This window comes from Mycolicibacterium moriokaense, from assembly GCF_010726085.1.
GTDB lineage: Bacteria > Actinomycetota > Actinomycetes > Mycobacteriales > Mycobacteriaceae > Mycobacterium > Mycobacterium moriokaense.
The window spans coordinates 3388762-3406796 of record NZ_AP022560.1; the positions used below are offsets into that span (position 1 = coordinate 3388762).

16 protein-coding genes and 1 pseudogene are annotated in these 18035 nt (G+C 66.4%); 3 read left to right on the plus strand and 14 right to left on the minus strand.

Annotation, left to right across the window (positions count from 1 at the left end; translation table 11 throughout):
* Positions 1–23: 23 nt before the first annotated feature.
* The 5 genes and pseudogenes from G6N43_RS16515 to G6N43_RS16535 all read right to left on the minus strand — a co-directional run bounded on the left by G6N43_RS16515 (position 24) and on the right by G6N43_RS16535 (position 6105).
* Positions 24–791, minus strand: coding sequence for a DUF72 domain-containing protein (locus tag G6N43_RS16515; protein ID WP_179967878.1), 768 nt, complete (start codon positions 789–791; stop codon positions 24–26).
* Entirely contained in the window at positions 757–1089 is a 333-nt protein-coding gene (locus G6N43_RS16520; protein ID WP_083150794.1) for a TfoX/Sxy family protein, read from the minus strand. The genes G6N43_RS16515 and G6N43_RS16520 overlap by 35 nt, the downstream gene beginning before the upstream one ends.
* 63 nt (positions 1090–1152) lie before the next feature.
* Positions 1153–3474 (minus strand): endopeptidase La, encoded by a 2322-nt coding sequence (gene lon / locus G6N43_RS16525; protein ID WP_083150796.1) that lies wholly within the window; start codon positions 3472–3474, stop codon positions 1153–1155.
* A gap of 187 nt (positions 3475–3661) precedes the next feature.
* The gene (locus G6N43_RS16530) at positions 3662–4666 is read right to left on the minus strand and encodes an esterase family protein (protein ID WP_083150798.1); all 1005 of its coding nucleotides are present in this window, start codon (positions 4664–4666) and stop codon (positions 3662–3664) included.
* Positions 4667–4872: 206 nt separating this feature from the next.
* Positions 4873–6105, minus strand: a pseudogene (locus G6N43_RS16535) (alpha-hydroxy acid oxidase).
* 75 nt (positions 6106–6180) lie between these two features.
* On the opposite strand from G6N43_RS16535, the gene G6N43_RS16540 reads away from it, so the two are divergent.
* Positions 6181–6624 (plus strand): DUF1810 domain-containing protein, encoded by a 444-nt coding sequence (locus G6N43_RS16540; protein WP_083151003.1) that lies wholly within the window; start codon positions 6181–6183, stop codon positions 6622–6624.
* On the opposite strand, the gene G6N43_RS16545 is transcribed toward G6N43_RS16540, so the two are convergent.
* From G6N43_RS16545 to G6N43_RS16565, 5 genes are read right to left on the minus strand one after another with little or no spacing between them, the layout of a single operon-like run.
* Complete coding sequence (locus tag G6N43_RS16545; RefSeq protein ID WP_083150800.1) at positions 6596–7918, minus strand: alpha-amylase family protein; 1323 nt, start codon at positions 7916–7918, stop codon at positions 6596–6598. The two genes, G6N43_RS16540 and G6N43_RS16545, sit on opposite strands and share 29 nt — an antisense overlap.
* Positions 7915–8394 (minus strand): nucleoside deaminase, encoded by a 480-nt coding sequence (locus tag G6N43_RS16550; protein WP_083150802.1) that lies wholly within the window; start codon positions 8392–8394, stop codon positions 7915–7917. The genes G6N43_RS16545 and G6N43_RS16550 overlap by 4 nt, the downstream gene beginning before the upstream one ends.
* A 36-nt stretch (positions 8395–8430) precedes the next feature.
* Positions 8431–10113, minus strand: a complete 1683-nt coding sequence (locus G6N43_RS16555) for a tetratricopeptide repeat protein (protein ID WP_083150804.1) — start codon at positions 10111–10113, stop codon at positions 8431–8433.
* Positions 10037–11110 (minus strand): ABC-2 transporter permease, encoded by a 1074-nt coding sequence (locus G6N43_RS16560; RefSeq protein WP_083150806.1) that lies wholly within the window; start codon positions 11108–11110, stop codon positions 10037–10039. The genes G6N43_RS16555 and G6N43_RS16560 overlap by 77 nt, the downstream gene beginning before the upstream one ends.
* Positions 11103–11693 (minus strand): TetR/AcrR family transcriptional regulator, encoded by a 591-nt coding sequence (locus G6N43_RS16565; RefSeq protein WP_083150808.1) that lies wholly within the window; start codon positions 11691–11693, stop codon positions 11103–11105. The genes G6N43_RS16560 and G6N43_RS16565 overlap by 8 nt, the downstream gene beginning before the upstream one ends.
* Positions 11694–12049: 356 nt before the next feature.
* Between G6N43_RS16565 and G6N43_RS16570 the strand changes: the two genes are divergently transcribed.
* Both G6N43_RS16570 and G6N43_RS16575 read left to right on the plus strand, forming a co-directional pair.
* Entirely contained in the window at positions 12050–12694 is a 645-nt protein-coding gene (locus G6N43_RS16570) for a hypothetical protein (RefSeq protein ID WP_083150810.1), read from the plus strand.
* A gap of 61 nt (positions 12695–12755) precedes the next feature.
* Complete coding sequence (locus G6N43_RS16575; protein WP_083150812.1) at positions 12756–13373, plus strand: hypothetical protein; 618 nt, start codon at positions 12756–12758, stop codon at positions 13371–13373.
* Between the two features lie 21 nt (positions 13374–13394).
* Here G6N43_RS16575 and G6N43_RS16580 read toward each other — a convergent pair whose 3' ends face one another.
* The 4 genes from G6N43_RS16580 to G6N43_RS16595 are packed head-to-tail and all read right to left on the minus strand — an operon-like array spanning position 13395 to position 17832.
* Positions 13395–14999 (minus strand): SulP family inorganic anion transporter, encoded by a 1605-nt coding sequence (locus G6N43_RS16580; protein ID WP_083150814.1) that lies wholly within the window; start codon positions 14997–14999, stop codon positions 13395–13397.
* An 11-nt stretch (positions 15000–15010) separates the two neighbouring features.
* A complete protein-coding gene (locus tag G6N43_RS16585) occupies positions 15011–15703 on the minus strand; it encodes a cysteine hydrolase family protein (protein ID WP_083150816.1) in 693 nt (230 codons plus the stop codon).
* Complete coding sequence (locus G6N43_RS16590; protein ID WP_083150818.1) at positions 15700–17103, minus strand: allophanate hydrolase; 1404 nt, start codon at positions 17101–17103, stop codon at positions 15700–15702. Before G6N43_RS16590 ends, G6N43_RS16585 begins: the two co-directional genes overlap by 4 nt.
* A 57-nt stretch (positions 17104–17160) precedes the next feature.
* Complete coding sequence (locus G6N43_RS16595) at positions 17161–17832, minus strand: GntR family transcriptional regulator (RefSeq protein ID WP_083151006.1); 672 nt, start codon at positions 17830–17832, stop codon at positions 17161–17163.
* Positions 17833–18035: the final 203 nt, after the last annotated feature.

Below are 18035 nucleotides of genomic sequence, written 5' to 3' on the forward strand. Positions count from 1 at the left end.
GACAGGGGCTTGCCGGATGCCCGTCAACCACAGTCGGCCAGCAGCTCCTTGAGCTTTCGCGCGTTATGGATGGCGTGGCCGCCCAGGTCGTTGTTGAAGTAGACGAGCACCCGCCGGCCCTCGTCGTGCCACTCGGCGATCCGGCCCGCCCATTGCGCCAGCTCGTCGTCGGTGTACGAACCCGCGTAGATCGAATCCTGCGGCGGTCCGTGCATGCGGATGTACACCAGGTCGCTGGTGGCCCGCGGCACAGTGGTCAGACCGGCCCCGCTCATCACCACGTAGGCCGCGCCGTGTTGTTCGAGCAGTGTATAGACGGCCTCGTCATCCCAGGAGGGATGCCGCAACTCCATCGCCACCGGGATCCAGTCGGGCATCAGCTCCAGGAAGTGGTCGAGACGCTCGTCGTCGCGTTCGAGCTCGGGATGCAGCTGAACCAGCAGCGCCTCCCGCCGGTCACCGAGCGCCGTCCAGCAGCGCTCGAACCGCTCCACCCAGGGTTCCGGCGAGCGTAGCCGGCGATAGTGGGTGAGTCCCCGCTGCGCCTTCACCGACATCGTGAAGCCGTCGGGCAGCCGCCGACGCCAGCCCTCGAAGGTGGCGTCCTTCGGCCACCGGTAGAAGCTGGCGTTGAGCTCGACGGTGTCGAACTCCTCGACGTAGACCGCCAGGCGCTTCGCCACCGGCAACTTCGGCGGGTACAGAACGCCGGCCCAATGGTCGTAGGACCAGCCGGAGGTGCCGACCCGTATCTCGTTACTTCGGCGGGAGGCTCTTGGCGAAGTCGACACCACGGCTCACCCAACCCTGTAGCTGGCGTTTGGTCTTGACACCCTCAACGGATACCCGCAACCAGCCGCGAGTCTCACGTCCCGCCATGATCATCGGCTCGACGTGAGCGCGCGATAGCAGCTTCTCGGTCTCGGGCGGCGGAACGCGGACCATCAAGCCACCCTTGGCGCTGACCACCACCGCCATGTTGCCGTTGAGCAGAAACGCCAGCCCGCCGAACATCCGCCTCTCGTCGAGGCCCGGCTGGGTGGCGACGAGTTCGCGGACGCGGTGGGCCAGGTCTTCGTCGTAGGCCATGCAACGACCGTAACGCCATGGCGCGATTCGGGGGCAAATCGCGCCACGGCGTTACATGCGGTGTCAGGCCGCCGCCGAAGCCGTAGCTTCTGCCGGCTCCAGCGCCTGCGCGACGATGTCGGCGACGTCGACCATCGGCTTGACGTCCAGCGACTCGAGCACGTCGGCCGGGACGTCGTCCAGGTCGGCCTCGTTGCGCTGGGGGATGAAAACCGTTGACAGACCGGCTCGTTGCGCAGCCAGCAGCTTCTGCTTCACCCCGCCGATCGGCAGCACGCGGCCGTTCAGCGTCACCTCGCCGGTCATCCCGACGTCGGAGCGCACCTGACGCCCGGTGGCCATCGACACCAGCGCCGTCACCATCGTCACGCCGGCCGACGGTCCGTCCTTGGGCACCGCGCCGGCGGGCACGTGCAGGTGGATCCGCCGCTCGAGCGCCTTCGGATCGACGCCGAGCTGTTCGGCGTGCGAGCGGACGTAGGACAGCGCGATCTGCGCGGACTCCTTCATCACGTCGCCCAGCTGACCGGTCAACTGCAGACCCGGATCGCCGTCGGTCGAGCTCGCCTCGATGTAGAGCACGTCGCCACCCATGCCCGTCACGGCAAGGCCGGTGGCCACACCCGGCACCGCCGTGCGTTCCGCCGACTCCGGCAGGAAGCGCGGACGGCCCAGGTACTCAACGAGATCGGGCTCGTCGATCACGATCGGACCGTTGCCTTCGGCTAGCTTTGTCGCGACCTTGCGCATGGCCTTGGCCAGCAGTCGCTCGAACTGCCGAACACCCGGTTCGCGGGTGTAGTCGGCCGCGATCTTGCGCAGCGCGGCCTCGGTGACGGTCACCTCGTTCTCGGTCAGCGCCGCCTTCTCGCGCTGCCTGGGCAGCAGGAAGTCACGCGCGATGGCCAACTTGTCGTCGGCGGTGTAGCCGTCGATCTCGATCAGCTCCATCCGGTCCAGCAGCGCCGACGGGATGTTCTCGATCACGTTGGCGGTCGCCAGGAACACGACATCGGACAGGTCCAGATCCAGCTCCAGGTAGTGGTCGCGGAACGTGTGGTTCTGCGCCGGATCCAAAACCTCGAGCAGGGCCGCCGACGGGTCGCCGCGGTAGTCGGAGCCGACCTTGTCGATCTCGTCGAGCAGCACGACAGGGTTCATCGACCCCGCCTCGCCGATGGCGCGCACGATCCGACCGGGCAGTGCGCCGACGTAGGTGCGGCGGTGACCGCGGATCTCGGCCTCGTCGCGCACGCCGCCAAGGGCGACGCGAACGAACTTGCGCCCCAACGCCCGAGCGACACTCTCACCGAGCGACGTCTTGCCGACACCCGGGGGACCGGCCAGCACCATCACGGCGCCGGAGCCGCGGCCGCCGACGACGGCCATCCCACGCTGGGCCCGTCGCGTCCGCACCGCCAGGTACTCGACGATGCGGTCCTTGACGTCCTCCAGCCCGTGGTGGTCGGCGTCGAGAATCTCGCGTGCGGCCTTCAGGTCGGCGGAGTCCTCGGTCTTGACGTTCCACGGCAGCTCCAGCACGGTGTCCAGCCAGGTGCGGATCCACCCGCCCTCGGGGCTCTGCTCGCTGGCGCGCTCGAGCTTGCCGACCTCGCGCAGCGCGGCCTCGCGGACCTTCTCGGGCAGATCGGCTTCCTCGATGCGGGCGCGATAATCGTCCGATCCGTCGGGCTCGCCTTCACCCAATTCCTTGCGGATCGCGGCGAGTTGCTGACGCAGCAGGAACTCCTTCTGCGTCTTCTCCATGCCCTCACGGACGTCGTCGGCGATCTTGTCGCTGACCTCGACCTCGGCCAGGTGGTCGCCGGTCCACTGGATCAGCAGCTTCAACCGCTCGGCGACATCGGGGGTCTCCAGCAGCTGGCGCTTCTGCACCTGGGACAGGTACGACGCATAGCCGGCCGTGTCCGCGAGCGCGGACGGATCGGTCAGCTGATTGACGAAGTCGATGATCTGCCAGGCCTCACGCCGCTGCAGCATCGCCAGCAGCAACTTCTTGTACTCGGTGGCGAGCTCGCGGACCTCGTCGGTGGGCTCGGGCTCTTCGACCTCGGTCACCTCTACCCACAGCGCGGCGCCGGGGCCGTTGGCTCCCGCGCCGATATGGGCGCGCTTGGTCCCGCGCACCACGGCCGCCATGCCGCCGCCGGCGATCCGGCCGACCTGCACGATCGACGCGAGCACGCCGTAGGACGGGTACCGGTCCTCCAGGCGCGGCGCGATGAGCAGCTCACCGGACTCGGTCGCCTTAGCCCCGTCGACGGCGGCACGCGCCGCGTCGTCAAGTTCTATTGGCACCACCATGCCGGGCAGCACGATCGATTCGCTCAGAAACAGCACCGGCACTGATTTGGCTTCAGTCATGAATCCTCCAAAGTTCAGTCAGATGGACTCAACCTTGGACAGCCTCACTTTGTTCCCGCGCGGGGCCCTTCCCGGCGATTTGTGTGCGTTGAGGAGCGCTGAGTGCAACAGAGCGCACACAAATCGCGGAAATGACAGGGAGCCTGCCGTTCGGGGGGTACGGCAGGCTCCCTGGTTGTGGGTGGAACTAGGTGGTGGCTTGCGCCCCCAGCACCCGCTGGATGTCGGGCTTCATCTGCTCGAGCTGCTGACCCCAGTAGCCCCAGCTGTGCGTGCCCTGCGGCGGGAAGTTGAACACCCCGTTGGTGCCACCGGCGGCGATGTAGTTGTCCCGGAAGCTGATGTTGGTGCGCAACGTCAGGCCCTCGAGGAACTGTGCGGCCATCAGATTGCCGCCGCCACCGCTGGTGTCGAGCTCCGACGGCGTGCCGGAACCGCAGTAGATCCAGACCCGAGTGTTGTTGGCCACCAACTGGTTGATGTTGACCATCGGGTCGTTGCGCTTCCACGCCGGATCCGACGACGGACCCCACATGCTCTCGGCGTTGTAGCCGCCCGCATCCTGCATCGCCAGGCCGATCAGCATCGGCCACCAGCCCTCGGAGGGGTTCAGGAAGCCCGAAAGCGATGCGGCGTAGATGAACTTCTGCGGGTGATAGATCGCGTAGGTCAGCGCTGCGGCACCGGCCATCGAGATGCCGACCACCGCGTTGCCGTTCTGCGACACGCCCTTGTTGGCTTCCAGCCACGCGGGAAGCTCGTTGGTCAAAAACGTCTCCCACTTGTAGGTGTAGTCCTGGCCGTTACCCCGTGACGGCTGATACCAGTCGGTGTAGAAGCTCGACTGACCGCCCACCGGCATGACGGTGGACAACCCCGATTGGTAGTACCACTCGAAGGCTGGGGTGTTGATGTCCCAGCCGTTGAAATCGTCCTGCGCCCGCAGACCGTCGAGCAAATACACCGCGTGTGGACCGCCACCCTGGAACTGCACCCGGATGTTGCGGTTCATCGACGGCGAGAACACATCCAGATACTCAACGGGCAGCCCCGGCCTTGAGAACGCACCAGCAGTCGCCGATCCCCCGACGAAGCCGATCAGGCCGGGCAGCGTCGCCGCTGCAACGGCACTCGCCGCCAGCCGGCGAAACCACATTCTTGCGGTACCTCGGCACCTCTCTTTGAACTTCATAACGGCAACCAACCCACCTTTCATCGCATGCCACAAAGCGTTTGCCGTTTGCTCTGCGTGCGTAATGAAACACGTGCACCTGCGGACTTCCGGTGCTCAACACTCGGTTGCGATATCGCGGTTGGCTAACGATTCCGACTCGGCGAGGACTCACCGAGCGCCGATCTCAGGTGTGACCAGTGTGAATGGAGTGAAACGCCGCACACCTACGGCACGCGTGGAACGAGACGGTGCAGCTGCGTCACGTGCCGTGGGGTGAGCTCGTCGAGCGAGGTCACGCCGAGCAGCCGCATGGTGCGGCTGACCTAGCCAGACAGGATCTCGATCGCGCGATCCACGCCCGCCTCGCCGCCGGCCATCAACCCGTACAGATAGGCCCGGCCGACCAGCGTGAACCGTGCCCCCATCGCGACCGCGGCGACGACGTCCGCCCCGGACATGATCCCGGTGTCCAGCAAAACCTCGGTGTCGCGGCCAACCTCGCGGGCGACACTCGGCAACAGGTGGAACGGCACCGGCGCGCGGTCGAGCTGTCGGCCGCCGTGATTGGACAACACGATGCCGTCGACGCCGAGGTCCACCACCGACTTCGCGTCCTCGAGCGTCTGAATTCCCTTGACCACGAGTTTGTTCGGCCACTGCGTCTTGATCCAGGCCAAGTCCTCGAACGTCACGGTCGGGTCGAACATGGTGTCCAGATACTGGGCGACGGTGCCGGGCCACCGGTCCAGCGAGGCGAACGACAACGGTTCGGTGGTCAGCAGGTCGAACCACCAGCCGGGGTGGGGGACCGCGTCCAGCACCGTGCGCAGCGTCAACGCCGGCGGTATCGACATGCCGTTGCGGGTGTCACGCAGCCGGGCGCCCGCGACGGGCACGTCGACCGTGACCAGCAGCGTGTCGAACCCCGCTGCGGCGGCGCGCCCCACCAGAGCCATCGACCGGTCCCGGTCCTTCCACATGTACAGCTGAAACCAGTTGCGCCCATGAGGGTTTGCGGCCTTGACGTCTTCGATGGACGTCGTTCCGAGAGTGGACAGCGAGAACGGGATGCCCGCGCGGGCGGCGGCGTGGGCGCCGGCGATCTCACCCTCGGTCTGCATCAGCCGGGTGAAACCCGTCGGAGCGATCCCGAATGGCAGGGCGGCCCGGTCGCCGAGCACGGTGGCTCCGGTGTCGACCTTCGCGACATCGCGCAGGATGGTCGGATGGAACTCGATGTCGCGGAACGCCTGCCGCGCGCGGGCCAGCGACAGTTCCTCTTCAGCGGCCCCGTCGGTGTAGTCGAACGCCGCCTTGGGTGTGCGGCGTTTGGCGATGCGACGCAGATCCTCGATCGTCAGCGCGCTCTCGAGACGGCGGCGGGTGAGGTTCAGGCGCGGCTTGCGGAACTGCAGCAGCGGGGCGAGTTCCTGTGGTCGCGGTAGACGGCGCTTCATCGGCCACGTTCGACGATAGTCATTGAAAGACAAAGACTATCTTGCCAGACTGGCCTCCGAGGGGCAGTGGACAAATTGTCGGCATCCGATCGTGACGATCCATTCGATCTTCGACGCTTCGTCGAAGCGCAGGATCGCGTCTACGACACGGTGCTCGACGAGTTGCGCAGCGGCCGCAAACGCAGCCACTGGATCTGGTTCATCTTTCCTCAGTTGCGGTCGCTCGGCCGCAGCGCGACTGCGCACCGCTACGGGATCAGGTCGCTGGCGGAGGCCAAGGCCTACCTCGACCACGCCGTGCTCGGCCCGCGGCTGCGGGAATGCGCCCGGGTGGTCGCCGGGATCCAGGGCACGTCGGCCTCCGAGATCTTCGGCTGGCCCGACGATCTCAAGGTGCGTTCGTCGATGACGCTCTTCGCCCGGGCCACCAGCGACAACGCCGACTTCCGTGCCGTTCTGGATCGGTTGTACGACGGTGTCGAGGACCAGCTCACGGTCGAGGAGTTGGCGCGAGGATGAGCCAGCCGTGCGGCTCCACCTGCACGGATGCGACGACGTCCTCCGGCGGCGCCCCCGACCCGGCAAGGATCGTGCCCTGGTCGAAACCGAGGTCGGGTAGCGAGACCGATAGCGGTTCATCGTCGATGTTGAGCGCCACCACCAGCGTGTCGGCGCCGTCACGGGTTTCATAGATGTAGCTGCGATTGGTGACTTTCAGCGGCGACGTGCGTGCCGTATGCAGCCAGGGGTGTCGCCTACGCAATCCGATCAGATGCTGATGCAGTCGGAACTCGTCGCGCCCGAGCACGTCGGCACCGCTTGGCGGAGAACCGAATTCGGGTCGCACAGCGTCGTCACCACCGAAACGTTCCTCCTTGACACCGCGGTAGGCGAACTCGTCACCGGCATAGATACTCGGGGTTCCGCCGGTGGTCAGCAGGATGACCACCGCGTGTTCGACGTGTTTGGTGTTGTCGAGCCGACTGGCGATCCGGGTGACGTCGTGATTCCCGATGAACGTCATCGGCACGAACGTATCGAGAAACTCGTTGTGCCGCACCAGCGCCCAGTCGAGTTCGTGGAAGTTGCCGTCGTTGAGGCCGCTCCAGATCGCCTTCCACAGTTCGTACTGGGTCACGGAGTCGAATCCGCCGTCCCGCACCCGCGCCGAATAGTCGCCGTGGATCACCTCCGCGACGAACCACGCGTCGGGGTACGCCGAGCGGACGCGGGGGAGCACCTGCGCCCAGAACCGGTCGGGGACCGCGTAGGCGGCGTCGAGGCGCCAGCCGTCGGCGCCGCGGGCCAGCCAGTGCGTCATGACGTCGACGGTGTAGTCGATCACCTCGGGGTTGTCGTGATCGAGGGCGATCAGGCCCTCGTGCCCCTCGAAGGTGTCGAACTCAGAACCGTTGCCGCGCTTGCGAAACCACGAGGTATTTGCGAAGTCGATGCCCACATGGTTGAACACGCCGTCGAGCAGCACACGCACTCCCCGCCCGTGTGCCTCCGCGATCAGATGGTCGAAGTCAGCGTCGTCCCCGAGTCGGGGATCGATCCGATAGTGATCGGTGGTGTCGTAGCCGTGGGTGCGCGACGCGAAGACGGGCCCGAGCGCGAGGCCCGATGTACCGAGTTCGATGGCGTGGTCGAGCCATTCGACGATGCGCCGCAGTCGGTGCTCATCAGCGGTCGGGGGTGCGTCCGCCGGGTACGCGCCGACGAAGCCCAGGGGATAGACCTGCCACCAGATCACGTGCTCGACCCATGCGGGTTCGGTCGTGGATGAGCGCTTGCGCGAAGACCCTGTCACCGTCGGAACTTCGATTCGTAGAGCGAGCGCATCGTCTCGGCGTATTGCAGTGCCGGGCCGTCGACTACTGCGCGGGGCGCGATCGTCGTGATCGGAAGTGGGGCCACCGGGGGTGGGGGTACGCCCCATTCGGACAGCCATTGCGTCAGTTGCTCCGACGACGCCGCGTAGACGATGCGACCGAGGCCCACCCAGGCGTGCGCCGCCGCACACATCGGACAGTGCTCTCCCGAGGTGTACACGGTCGCGGCGGCCCGCTGAACCGGGATCAGGTGCTCGGCGGCCCAGCGTGCGATGGCGAACTCCGGATGCTGGGTGGCATCGCCGCCCTTCACCCGGTTGCGGTCCTCGAAACGCACCTCACCGTCGGCGTCGACGAGGATCGAACCGAACGGCTCATCACCGTCCTCGAGGGCTTCACGTGCGAGATCGATACAACGGCTTAGGCGTTCAAGATCATCGTCGTTGATGGCCACAACCGATGAGTCTACGGACCCCGGGCCTCTCAGCGGTCAGGCTACTGCCAACCGGCACGCGCACGACGCCTTGATCGGTACATCGGCGCGGGCCATCATCAGGTCGAGTTGCTGGCCGATGATCGCGGCTTCGGCGGTACGCCCGAGGCGCTGCAGGCATTCGTGATAGCCGTGCAGGCTCCACACATTGCCCGGATGCTGACACGGCCGGGCCAGGGTGGGATCGAGTCCGAGGTCCGCGGCGTACACCGCGGCGGCCTCCTCGACGCGGCCCTGCTCGAGCAGCAGCGCTCCGTAGGCATGCCTGGTCGGCTGCATCCAGCCCCACGGCTCGTCGTACGGAAGTGAGTCGTCGAGCTCGATGGCCCGCCTGAGATGGGCGAATACCTCCTCGAATCGTCCTTCGCGGTAGGCGATTTCGCCGTCCAGCATCTCGGCGGCGACCGCCAGGATGTCCCGCGCGGTGTTGTTGAACAGGTACCGGCTCTCCGGGATGCGCTTGTACGCTGTGGAAAACGCCTCTCGCTCGGCATGCGCCTGGGCCAGCTGGCCCTTCGCGGCGTGTGCGACGCCCCGGCCGTAGTGGATTGTGGCGGTGGTGCTGCAGTACAGCTCCTGGTCGTCCGGCAACGGCTCCGCGATCAGGTCATCCCACCGTCCGAACCGGATGAGCACGTGAGTCCGCAACGGGACGAACGCTTCCAGCCAGTCGGCCATCGGAGGTGACTCGATTGTCAACAGTTCGGGTGTGAGTTGTCCGGCGAGCTCGTCCGCGGCCTCCAGGGCGATTCGCGAATTGCCTTCGAACATGGCGGAGTACACCACGAAGTGCAGGTTGTGCGCGCGGTAGAGTGAGTAGAAGTTCAGCGGACCCTCGTGCTCGACGAACCGCCGATCCACCTGCGCCGCTGCGAGATTGGCCACCACCGAATCGCGGTAGTTACCGCACAGCACGTCGATGTGACTGGGCATGTGCCGCAGGTGTCCGGCATCGGGAACCAGGTCGCGTAGCAGGTCGGCGGCGGGCAGCGCTTCCTGCGGGCTGGCCGACATCTCCATCGTGTGGAGGTAGAGGTGCAGGATTCCCGGATGTGCGCGGCCCTCGGGGGTGGCCAGGGCGGCGTCGAGGATGCGCTTGGCCTCGACGACCCGCGAGCCGGGGGCCGGCTCACCGGTGCTGGTGTCCCACAACGCCCATGCCGTCACATTGACCAGCCCGTCCGCGGCCAGTGCCTGCACGTCGATGTCGTCCGGATAGGCCTCCGCCAACGCGGCCATCGCGTCGGCGTAGGCGGCGCTGCCGGCCTGCAGGGCCTCGGCGTCATTCGGATCGTCGGTCGGGAAGCGGGTGTGCAGCGCCTCGATCAACCCCCGCTCGACCGGCGATGCGCGCCCCGTCGTGGCCAGCTTCAGCTCCATCCGTGCGCGGGCCAGGGCGGCGCCGAGATCGACGGGATCGAATGCCTCCCAAGCCTTGTTGTAGTTCGGCCCGATCGCGTACGCCACGCCCCACCGCGCGATCGCGAGGTCGGGGTCGAGTTCGAGCGCGCGATCGAAGCAGCGGATGGCTTCTTCGTGATTGAACGCGTAAGACCACACGAGCCCGCGGTCACACCACACGTGTGCCTGCGGCGACGGCGACTCAATCGGCCGGTGATAGGAGCCGAGGTCGTAGTAGGGCTCGGTTTCGCCCGCCACCGTTGGAGAGGAAACGCTCATGTAAGGCACGATAATTCAACCGCGACGCCGTGGCGAGAACTGCGAGTAGGCATCCCGCCGCACCCCAGATCGCCAGTGTCACGAGGGGCGTCTGAGCACCGTTGCCGCCGAAGTATTCGATGCTGCGCAACAGTGAGACACCAGATCCCTGGGGTACCACCGCGTTGAAGGTCGCGTAGAAGCCAGAAAGAAGCGGAAGGCCGACCGGCCCCGCGGCGGCGGCATTTCCGATCACGACGAGGAACAGCGTCAGCGCCATCGAGGGCACCGTGCCGCATGCCGCGGCGACACCGGTGATGGCGCCGCCGACAGCCATCGAATACAGCCAAAGCGCACCGAACACCTGCCAGGGATGGCCGGTGAGCGCGTGCTGCACGGCGTCGACGTACACGGTCACGCAGCCCGCCAGCAACGCCGAGTAGCCCGCGAGGGTCATCGTGCGCAATGCCAGCGTCGTCGGATTATGCACCCGTCCCATCAGGTATCCGAAGACCGTGGCTCCGACAGAGGCGCCGATCGAAATGAAGATGATGGCGTAGAACTCGACGGTGCCCGAAGGGTTTCCCGCGCTCGTCGGTGCGACGTCCTCCACCGTGGCGGACAGCCCGGCATCGGCGGCGATCGCGCGGCCGACGGTTTCGGCGGCGGTGGCGACGCTGCGTCCGCCGCCCCCGGCCACATAGATCTTCATGTCTTCTGCGGGGCCGACGGCGATCGCCGCGTCGGCCGTGCGTTCGTAAACCTGTTGGCGCGCGGCAGCGTCGTCAGTCACCGGGGTCGCCGACAAGCCCTCGTGGCCGTGGACCGCGTCGACCAACTGTTGCGGGCCTGCCACGGCGACGGTCAGGTGATGCAACGTCGGCTTGGCGAACGCGCCGGCGTAGCTCGCGATCATCGCGAGGACGAAGACGGTCAACCCGATCATCGCGAGAATCATGGTGCGGATGGCGGCGCGATCGCGCGCCGGGTGCGGAGCAGGCGCGTGATGTCTACCCATGCTGAAGTCCGTTCGTAGATGTGGTCAGGCCGAGCAGCGCGTTCACGGTGTCCAGTGCCGCGCCGACGCGGTCGCTGAGATCGGTCGAATCGGGGTCTTCCATCCAGGACCGCAGTACTTCCATGAATCCGCCGACGAGGAAGCGGGTCACCGCGTCCGGGGTCAGGCTCGCGACCGTGCTGACCGCGGGCATGCCCAGCGCGGCGATCTCCTCGCATGCGGGTAGCAGTTCGGCGCGGAAGGCGGTGACGAGACGTTGAGTCACCGCACTGGGCACGACGTTGCGGTACGCCGAACGGTGCTCGGCCGCGAAGTCGAACAGTCGCAGAATGCGGGTCCGTACGTCACCGCTGTGGTCGGCGGTCGCCGCGGCGAACGCCGTCGAGATCGCGGTGGCGACGGCGTCGTCGCGGTCGCGGAAGTGTTGGTAGAAGACCTGCCGGCTGACACCGGCGCGGGCGACGATGTCGCCGACCGTCAGTGCATCGACGGGACCGTCGTGAGCGAGCGCGAACGCCGCCTCGCGTAGGCGGGCGCGGACCCGTGCTGCGCGGGGATCGGAACTGTTGGCGCGTGCTGCCATGCCAGCAGCTTAAGACACTTCGTAGACAAGTGACTACGAAAACTTCGGTTATCTATACCACGTCAGACAAAGACATGTGATGGCCGCAACGTCAGACCGCGAAGAGCGCGGCAGTGGAGATTGCGAGCGCAGTACCGATGACCGCGGTGACTATGACGGTGGCGGTGTCCATCCCCACCACGGTAGGAGTGCGCGGGACACCACCGAGCGGAAATCAACATCCGTGAGCCATCGCTCGCAACCGGCGCCTGCGGAACGCTTATCTCGGTTGGGTAACGGACCGTCGAAATCTATTGACGGTCCTGTAGATCTATAACCGCCAGTCATGTCTGATCGTTCGGCCACGAGAGGGATTCATGGGTATCGCGCGTTTGTCCGCCACGGGTTTGGCCGTGGCGGCGTTGGTAATCGGGGTCGCGGCCACAGGCTGCAGTAAGAACGACAAGGAGTCCTCGGCCGAGGAGACCACCTCGGCGACATCGTCGACCACTACCTCCGCTGAAGCCACCACGACGGAGGAGAGCGCGACAGAGGAGACCAGCGCCGCGGAGTTCACCGACTACGGCTCGCTTCTGATCCCCGCCTCCGACTTGGGCGCCGATACCCAGACTCCTGGTGGCGTGCAGTTGAACCCGGGCGGCCAACCCGGTGCAGGCCAGGTCTACACGGACGCAGAGGGCAAGGAACGGATTATCGACACCATCCTCGTCCTCCCCAACGCCGAATCCGTCGCGCAGAGTTTCGACACCAGCAAGGGCACGCTGAACACCGTGACCACGGGTCAGCCGGAGTCCGCTGATGTGGGCGACCAAGGAGTGGTCGCGGTCGGCACATCGCCCGACGGAAGCAAGTCGGTGACGTCCGTCTTGTTCTCCCAGGGCCTGGCCCTCGTGTCGATCGACTTCGAAGGCACGCTCGAACATCCGATGGATCGGGATGGCGCAATCGGATTCGCCCAGAAGCAAGCCGAGCGTATCGCCGAGCTATTGCCTGAGGAGTAATCGCGGCGAAAGTGTCTGATGGTCCGGTACATCTAAAACGTTCAATACTGAAAGGGAATCCATGGGTATCGCGCGTTTGTCCGCCACGGGTTTGGCCGTGGCGGCGTTGATAATCGGGGTCGCGGCCACAGGCTGCAGTAAGAACGACAAGGAGTCCTCGGCGGAGGAGACCACCTCGTCGTCGACGACTACCTCCGCCGAGGCCACCACTTCTGAGGAGACCAGCGCCGCCGCAGAACCTGTCGACTACGGTTCGCTCCTGATTCCCGCCTCCGACATGGGTCCTGATACGAAGACCACTGGCCCGCAGGTGAACCCAAATGGGGTAGAAGGTGCGGCTCAGGCCTACGAGAGCCCCGACGGCAAGTCGCAGATCATCGATACCATCATGGTTTTCTCCGATGTCGCCACCGCCGAAGAGGCGTTCAAGAACATGACGTACGACAGCGTGACGACGGGTAAGCCCGAGCCCGCTGAGATTGGTGACCAGGGTGTCCTCGCGATCGGCACCACGCCGGACGGAAGCCGGTCGATGACGGTCGCCGTGTTCAACCAGGGCAGGACGCTCGTCGAGATCCGCTTCGAGGGCGAGCTCAACGACCCGGTTCCGCCGGACATCGCGACCGCGATCGCCCAGAAACAGGCCCAGCTCATCGCCGACGGGTTGCCGGAGGAGTAGTCGCTGCGACGTCGTCGCGGGTCAGTGGCCCGCGACGACGTCCGACTCGTCGATCTCGACCGGATCCTTGGCGCCCGGCAGGAACGCGAATATGGCGCAGACGATTCCGAACATCACATAGCCCAGCGCCACCGACGGGCTCGCCGCCCATGCGACCTCGGGTGCGTGGATCAGGCCGATGAACGAGAGCGCCGCGCCGACCGCCGAGGCGATAGCGGCGTAGAGGAACTTCTTCTCGAGAATGAACGTCACCATCGTGCCGAGGATCAGGCCGACGAGCACCGCACCCTCGCCGAGCGTCTTGAGTCCCTCGTAGACCACGCCGGCACCGTTGAGCGCATCGATGCCCACCTCGGTCGCCGACGTCCCCGCCGCGTTCAGCGCGTTGTCGATGAGACCATGCGCCCATTGCGCCAGGTTGGGCAGAATCGCGGCGACCACCGCCACGGCGTGCAGCCGAGGCACCGCCTGAAACGCCTGAGCACCGATCAGCAGACCGATGTACAGCAGGATCGGGACGATCGCCGGCACCGGCAGCAGCGCGTCGAGCACTCCGAAAAGGCCTAGGAAGCACAGGATCCCGACCACCACACCGCTGGCTAACGAGTAGCTGGCCCGACCGCCGGCGTCCTTCCAGCCCGGATGCCCGATGTACACCGCGGGCGGGAACGGCGAGCCGAACGCCGACCCGATGACCGCGCCGGCGCCGTCGGCCAGCAGCACACTGCGCAGGTTGAAGTTGTCACCTGCCGCCGCAGCGCTCTCCACGTTGCTCATCGCCTCGGTGAAGTTGTAGACGCCGAGCGGAATCGCGGTTCCCAGCAGGGGAGCGAGGTCGGCAAGCCCATTGAAGAGCAGGTCGATCCGCAGGTCCGGGATGCCGATGGCGATGTCGGAAACCGCCTGTCCCACATCGGGTGCCGACATGTAGCCACCGGCCCACCCGATCGCGGTTCCGACCAACAGGGCGACCAGACCGACCGGGACGTTGCCCGGCAGCTTCATGTTGGTGAAGAACCCGATCAGAATGATCGCCATCACCGGAAGCCCGATCCAGGCGACCTCCCACATCTGAGCGGCGGGCCGCATCGAGATGAACGTGATGGAGATGCCCGCCAGCGTGCCGAGCATCGCGGCGCGAGGTGTCAGTTTGCGGATGTACGGCCCGACGAACGCACCGACCATGACGATCACGCCGATGAGGAAGGCCCATGCCAGGCCGGCCTGCCAGGCCTGTATCGGGTCGTCGGTGTTCAGATAGACCGGCAGCATCACGACGAAGATGACGATGAACATGTGCGGCACACTCGGCCCGTAAGGCAGCGCCGTGACATCGGTTCTGTTCTCGCGCCGGGCAAGTCGGCGCGCCAGGAACGTGTAGTAGAGGTTGCCCAGGATCAGCGCCACCCCGAGGGCGGGCAGCACCGTACCCAGCACGTCGCCCGCCGGGACGGCGATGACGCCGATCATCAGACCGGTCAAGGTGAGGACGTTGACCAGGATGTTGAACCCGAGTCCGAAGAACGCGTTGAGGTCACCGCGGGTCCACCACGGGATCGACAGCTTGTCGGGGACAGGCGGATCCAACGACGGGTCGGCGGGCGTATTGGTCACATCGGTGCTCATGGCGATTCCCTTCAGGCGGCCGTGACGGTCAGTGACTGCAGGGCGGGAATGACAGTTGTGCTGTCAGCGACCCAGCCGAAGATGCCCCCCTGGGCCTTGATCATTTCCAGTCCGATGCGCTGGAACTCGGGGAAATACGAACCCACACAGTCGGATACGACCAGGCACTCGTAGCCGCGGTCGTTGGCCTCCCTCGTGGTGGTGTGCACGCAGACCTCGGTGGTGACGCCGGTGATGAGCAACTGCGTGATACCTGCGGCGGTGAGCACGTCCTGCAGCTCGGTGGCGTAGAACGCGCCCTTGCCTGGCTTGTCGATCACCACCTCGCCCTCGATGGGTGCGAGTTCGTCGACGATGTTGTGCCCGTACTCGCCGCGGATCAGGATCCGGCCGTACTTGCCCGGGTCGCCGATCCGTTTCGACGGCGCGCCGCGGTTCAACTTGGCGGGCGGGCAGTCCGACAGGTCGGGTTCATGCCCTTCGCGCGTGTGGATCACCATGATGCCCGCCGACCGCGCCGCGGCGATCAGCTCGGCCAGTGGCGGCACGACCTTAAGCAGTTGACTGACGTCGTTGCCGAGGCTTTCACCGAAACCCCCGGGCAGCAGGAAGTCCCGCTGCATGTCGATGACGATCAACGCCGTCTTGCCCGCGACGAGTGTGAAAGGTGACGGTTCGGCGGCGACTTCGACGGGCTGGCTCATACAAGCTCCTCGGCGGTGGATGTGGCGGGTGCGGGGTACGACGGTTCGCGCGGTTCGTCGAGCAGGTTCGCCGCGAATTGCAGGACGGTGTCGTCGGTCTGGGCGGCGCCGAGCAGCATCGCGCTGAACGGGCGGCCGTCCGGGGTGGTGCCCAACGGAATCGCGATGCCGAGCAGGTCGAGCAGATTTCCGAAATGCGTGTAGTGACCGAGCTTGGTGTTGCACTCGATCGGTGCGGCGAGCACCTCCGGCACCGTGAACGTGGTGCCGATCGTCGGGACCACCAGCACGTCCGTCGTCCGCCACAGCCGGTCCACCGTCGCCTTGAGCTCGGCGAGTCGCTGCAACGCCGCGAACGTGTCGACGGCTGTGTACTTCTGCCCGCCCTGCAGGATCTCGCGCACCACTGGGTGAATGGAATCCGGCTGTGCGGCAAGGAAATCGCCGAACACCACCAGGCGTTCGGCGACCCATGGTCCCTGATACAGCAGCGCTCCTGCTGCCAGAAACGGCTCGAGCGACACCTCGACCACGGTGCCGACGCGAGACACCTGCGCGCGAAACGCCATGTGCGCGTCCCGCATAGCGCTGTCGCCGAAGAACTCCAGCTCCTCGGCGGGCGGCAGACCCACCCGGATCGGACAGCCGGCGTAGCGCGGACCGCGGTCGCGCGACCAGGGATCGCGATCGTCGCGGCCGGCCATCACGCCGAAGACGCGATCGACGTCGTCGATCGAACCCGCCATCACGCTGATGCAGTCCAGCGATTTACATGCCGGAACCAGGCCCACCGTGCTGATCAGTCCGCGCGACGGCTTGTAGCCGATGACTCCGTTGAGCGCTGCGGGGACGCGCCCCGACCCCGCGGTGTCGGTGGCGACCGCGAACGGCACCTGACCCAGCGCGACGGCCAGCGCCGAGCCCGAACTCGACCCGCCCGAGATCAGGTCGGACCCGTAGACACTGCGCGGAATCGGGTGGGGAGTGCGGGTGCCGTTCAGACCCGTCGCGAACTGGTCGAGGCTCGTCTTGCCGACATACAGCGCCCCCGCGTCGAGCAGCCGCTGCACTGCGGGCGCGGTCGACGTCGCGACGTAGGCGTAGTCGGGGCACGCCAAGGTGGTCGGCACTCCCGCCACGTCGATGCTGTCCTTGACCCCGAACGGCACGCCGTAGAGCGGCAACGTCCGCGCACCGGGACGCTTCTCGATCTCCTCGGCGGCCGCGAGTAGCTGCCCGCGTGGGACGGTCGACAACCAGGTGCCGTCGTCACCGCGGGCGGCGATCGCGTCGGCGACCCGGGCCGCCGTCTTGGTCGGTGAACCGGTACCCGCGGCGTGGGACGCCAGGATCTCGGCCACCGACGGTCCGATGGACGGGCCGTGCGCGTCATCAGCCATATCTGTCGATTGTCGACAGAATGATGGCGATTTCGGGTCAGGTGTGTGTCGTTTGTGTTAGCGATGCAGGCGCGGGCCGAGATAGTCGAGATGCCCATGCTCTTTGAGCGCGGCGATGACGACCGACTGGTCGTTGGTCTCGAGCGCGGCGAGGATCGCCTGATGCCGATCGATGCCGTCGCGCGGGTGGCTCTGCTGGGCCTCGGTCCGGATGTTCATCGCCATCGGCAACTGGAGCTTCAGCAGGATCGGCGCGAGCGCGATATCGAGTTGCCGGTTGCGGGCGAGCCCCACCACGGCGGCATGGAACAGCCGATGCGCGTCGTCGCGGTCCAGATCGTCGGTGGCACTGCGCATTGCGTCCAACGCCTCCCGCACCGGTTGCAGCGCGGTGTCGGGGTCGGGGAGCGGTAACGCCGTCTCGATCGCGTGGCATTCCAGCACGTGGCGCAGTTCGAAGAGCTGCAGGATGTCCGTCGGGGACCACTCGGCCACACGGGAGCCGCGGCGCGGGACGCGTTCGACGAGACCCTGCTGAGCCAGCAGCCGCAACGCCTCGCGCAGCGGCGCCCGGCTGATGCCGAGGTCGGCGCACAGCTGCTCCTCGACGACCTTCTGCCCGGGCTGCAGCGCGCCGCTGAGAATGGCGTCGCGCAGTCGATGTTCGGCCACTTCCACCAGCGTTGCGGGCAGCGGAGTGCGCCCACCGTCGATGCGTGGCGCAGCCATGGCGGTCAATCGTAGGGGAACTTCCGGTCGGGTTCGCTTCGTCGTCGGCGGGTGCAGAGCGTCGCCGCCACCCTGCCAACCCTGTCTGATCAGGCCGAACGACTCATCCAACCGGGGGTGCACCGAATTGCCGGTCTGGTGAGGTGAGCCCCCGAAACCGTCGCGAGTTTGATTCGACAACTTCCGCTGGAACATGTTCTAGT

Excerpts from the sequence above, each read along its gene's own strand:
- G6N43_RS16520 (WP_083150794.1), bottom strand. The coding sequence starts at position 1,089 with ATGGCCTACGACGAAGACCTGGCCCACCGCGTCCGCGAACTCGTCGCC.
- lon (WP_083150796.1), bottom strand. The coding sequence starts at position 3,474 with ATGACTGAAGCCAAATCAGTGCCGGTGCTGTTTCTGAGCGAATCGATC.
- G6N43_RS16530 (WP_083150798.1), bottom strand. The coding sequence starts at position 4,666 with ATGAAGTTCAAAGAGAGGTGCCGAGGTACCGCAAGAATGTGGTTTCGC.
- G6N43_RS16555 (WP_083150804.1), bottom strand. The coding sequence starts at position 10,113 with ATGAGCGTTTCCTCTCCAACGGTGGCGGGCGAAACCGAGCCCTACTAC.
- G6N43_RS16560 (WP_083150806.1), bottom strand. The coding sequence starts at position 11,110 with ATGGGTAGACATCACGCGCCTGCTCCGCACCCGGCGCGCGATCGCGCC.
- G6N43_RS16565 (WP_083150808.1), bottom strand. The coding sequence starts at position 11,693 with ATGGCAGCACGCGCCAACAGTTCCGATCCCCGCGCAGCACGGGTCCGC.
- G6N43_RS16570 (WP_083150810.1), top strand. The coding sequence starts at position 12,050 with ATGGGTATCGCGCGTTTGTCCGCCACGGGTTTGGCCGTGGCGGCGTTG.
- G6N43_RS16575 (WP_083150812.1), top strand. The coding sequence starts at position 12,756 with ATGGGTATCGCGCGTTTGTCCGCCACGGGTTTGGCCGTGGCGGCGTTG.
- G6N43_RS16580 (WP_083150814.1), bottom strand. The coding sequence starts at position 14,999 with ATGAGCACCGATGTGACCAATACGCCCGCCGACCCGTCGTTGGATCCG.
- G6N43_RS16585 (WP_083150816.1), bottom strand. The coding sequence starts at position 15,703 with ATGAGCCAGCCCGTCGAAGTCGCCGCCGAACCGTCACCTTTCACACTC.
- G6N43_RS16590 (WP_083150818.1), bottom strand. The coding sequence starts at position 17,103 with ATGGCTGATGACGCGCACGGCCCGTCCATCGGACCGTCGGTGGCCGAG.
- G6N43_RS16595 (WP_083151006.1), bottom strand. The coding sequence starts at position 17,832 with ATGGCTGCGCCACGCATCGACGGTGGGCGCACTCCGCTGCCCGCAACG.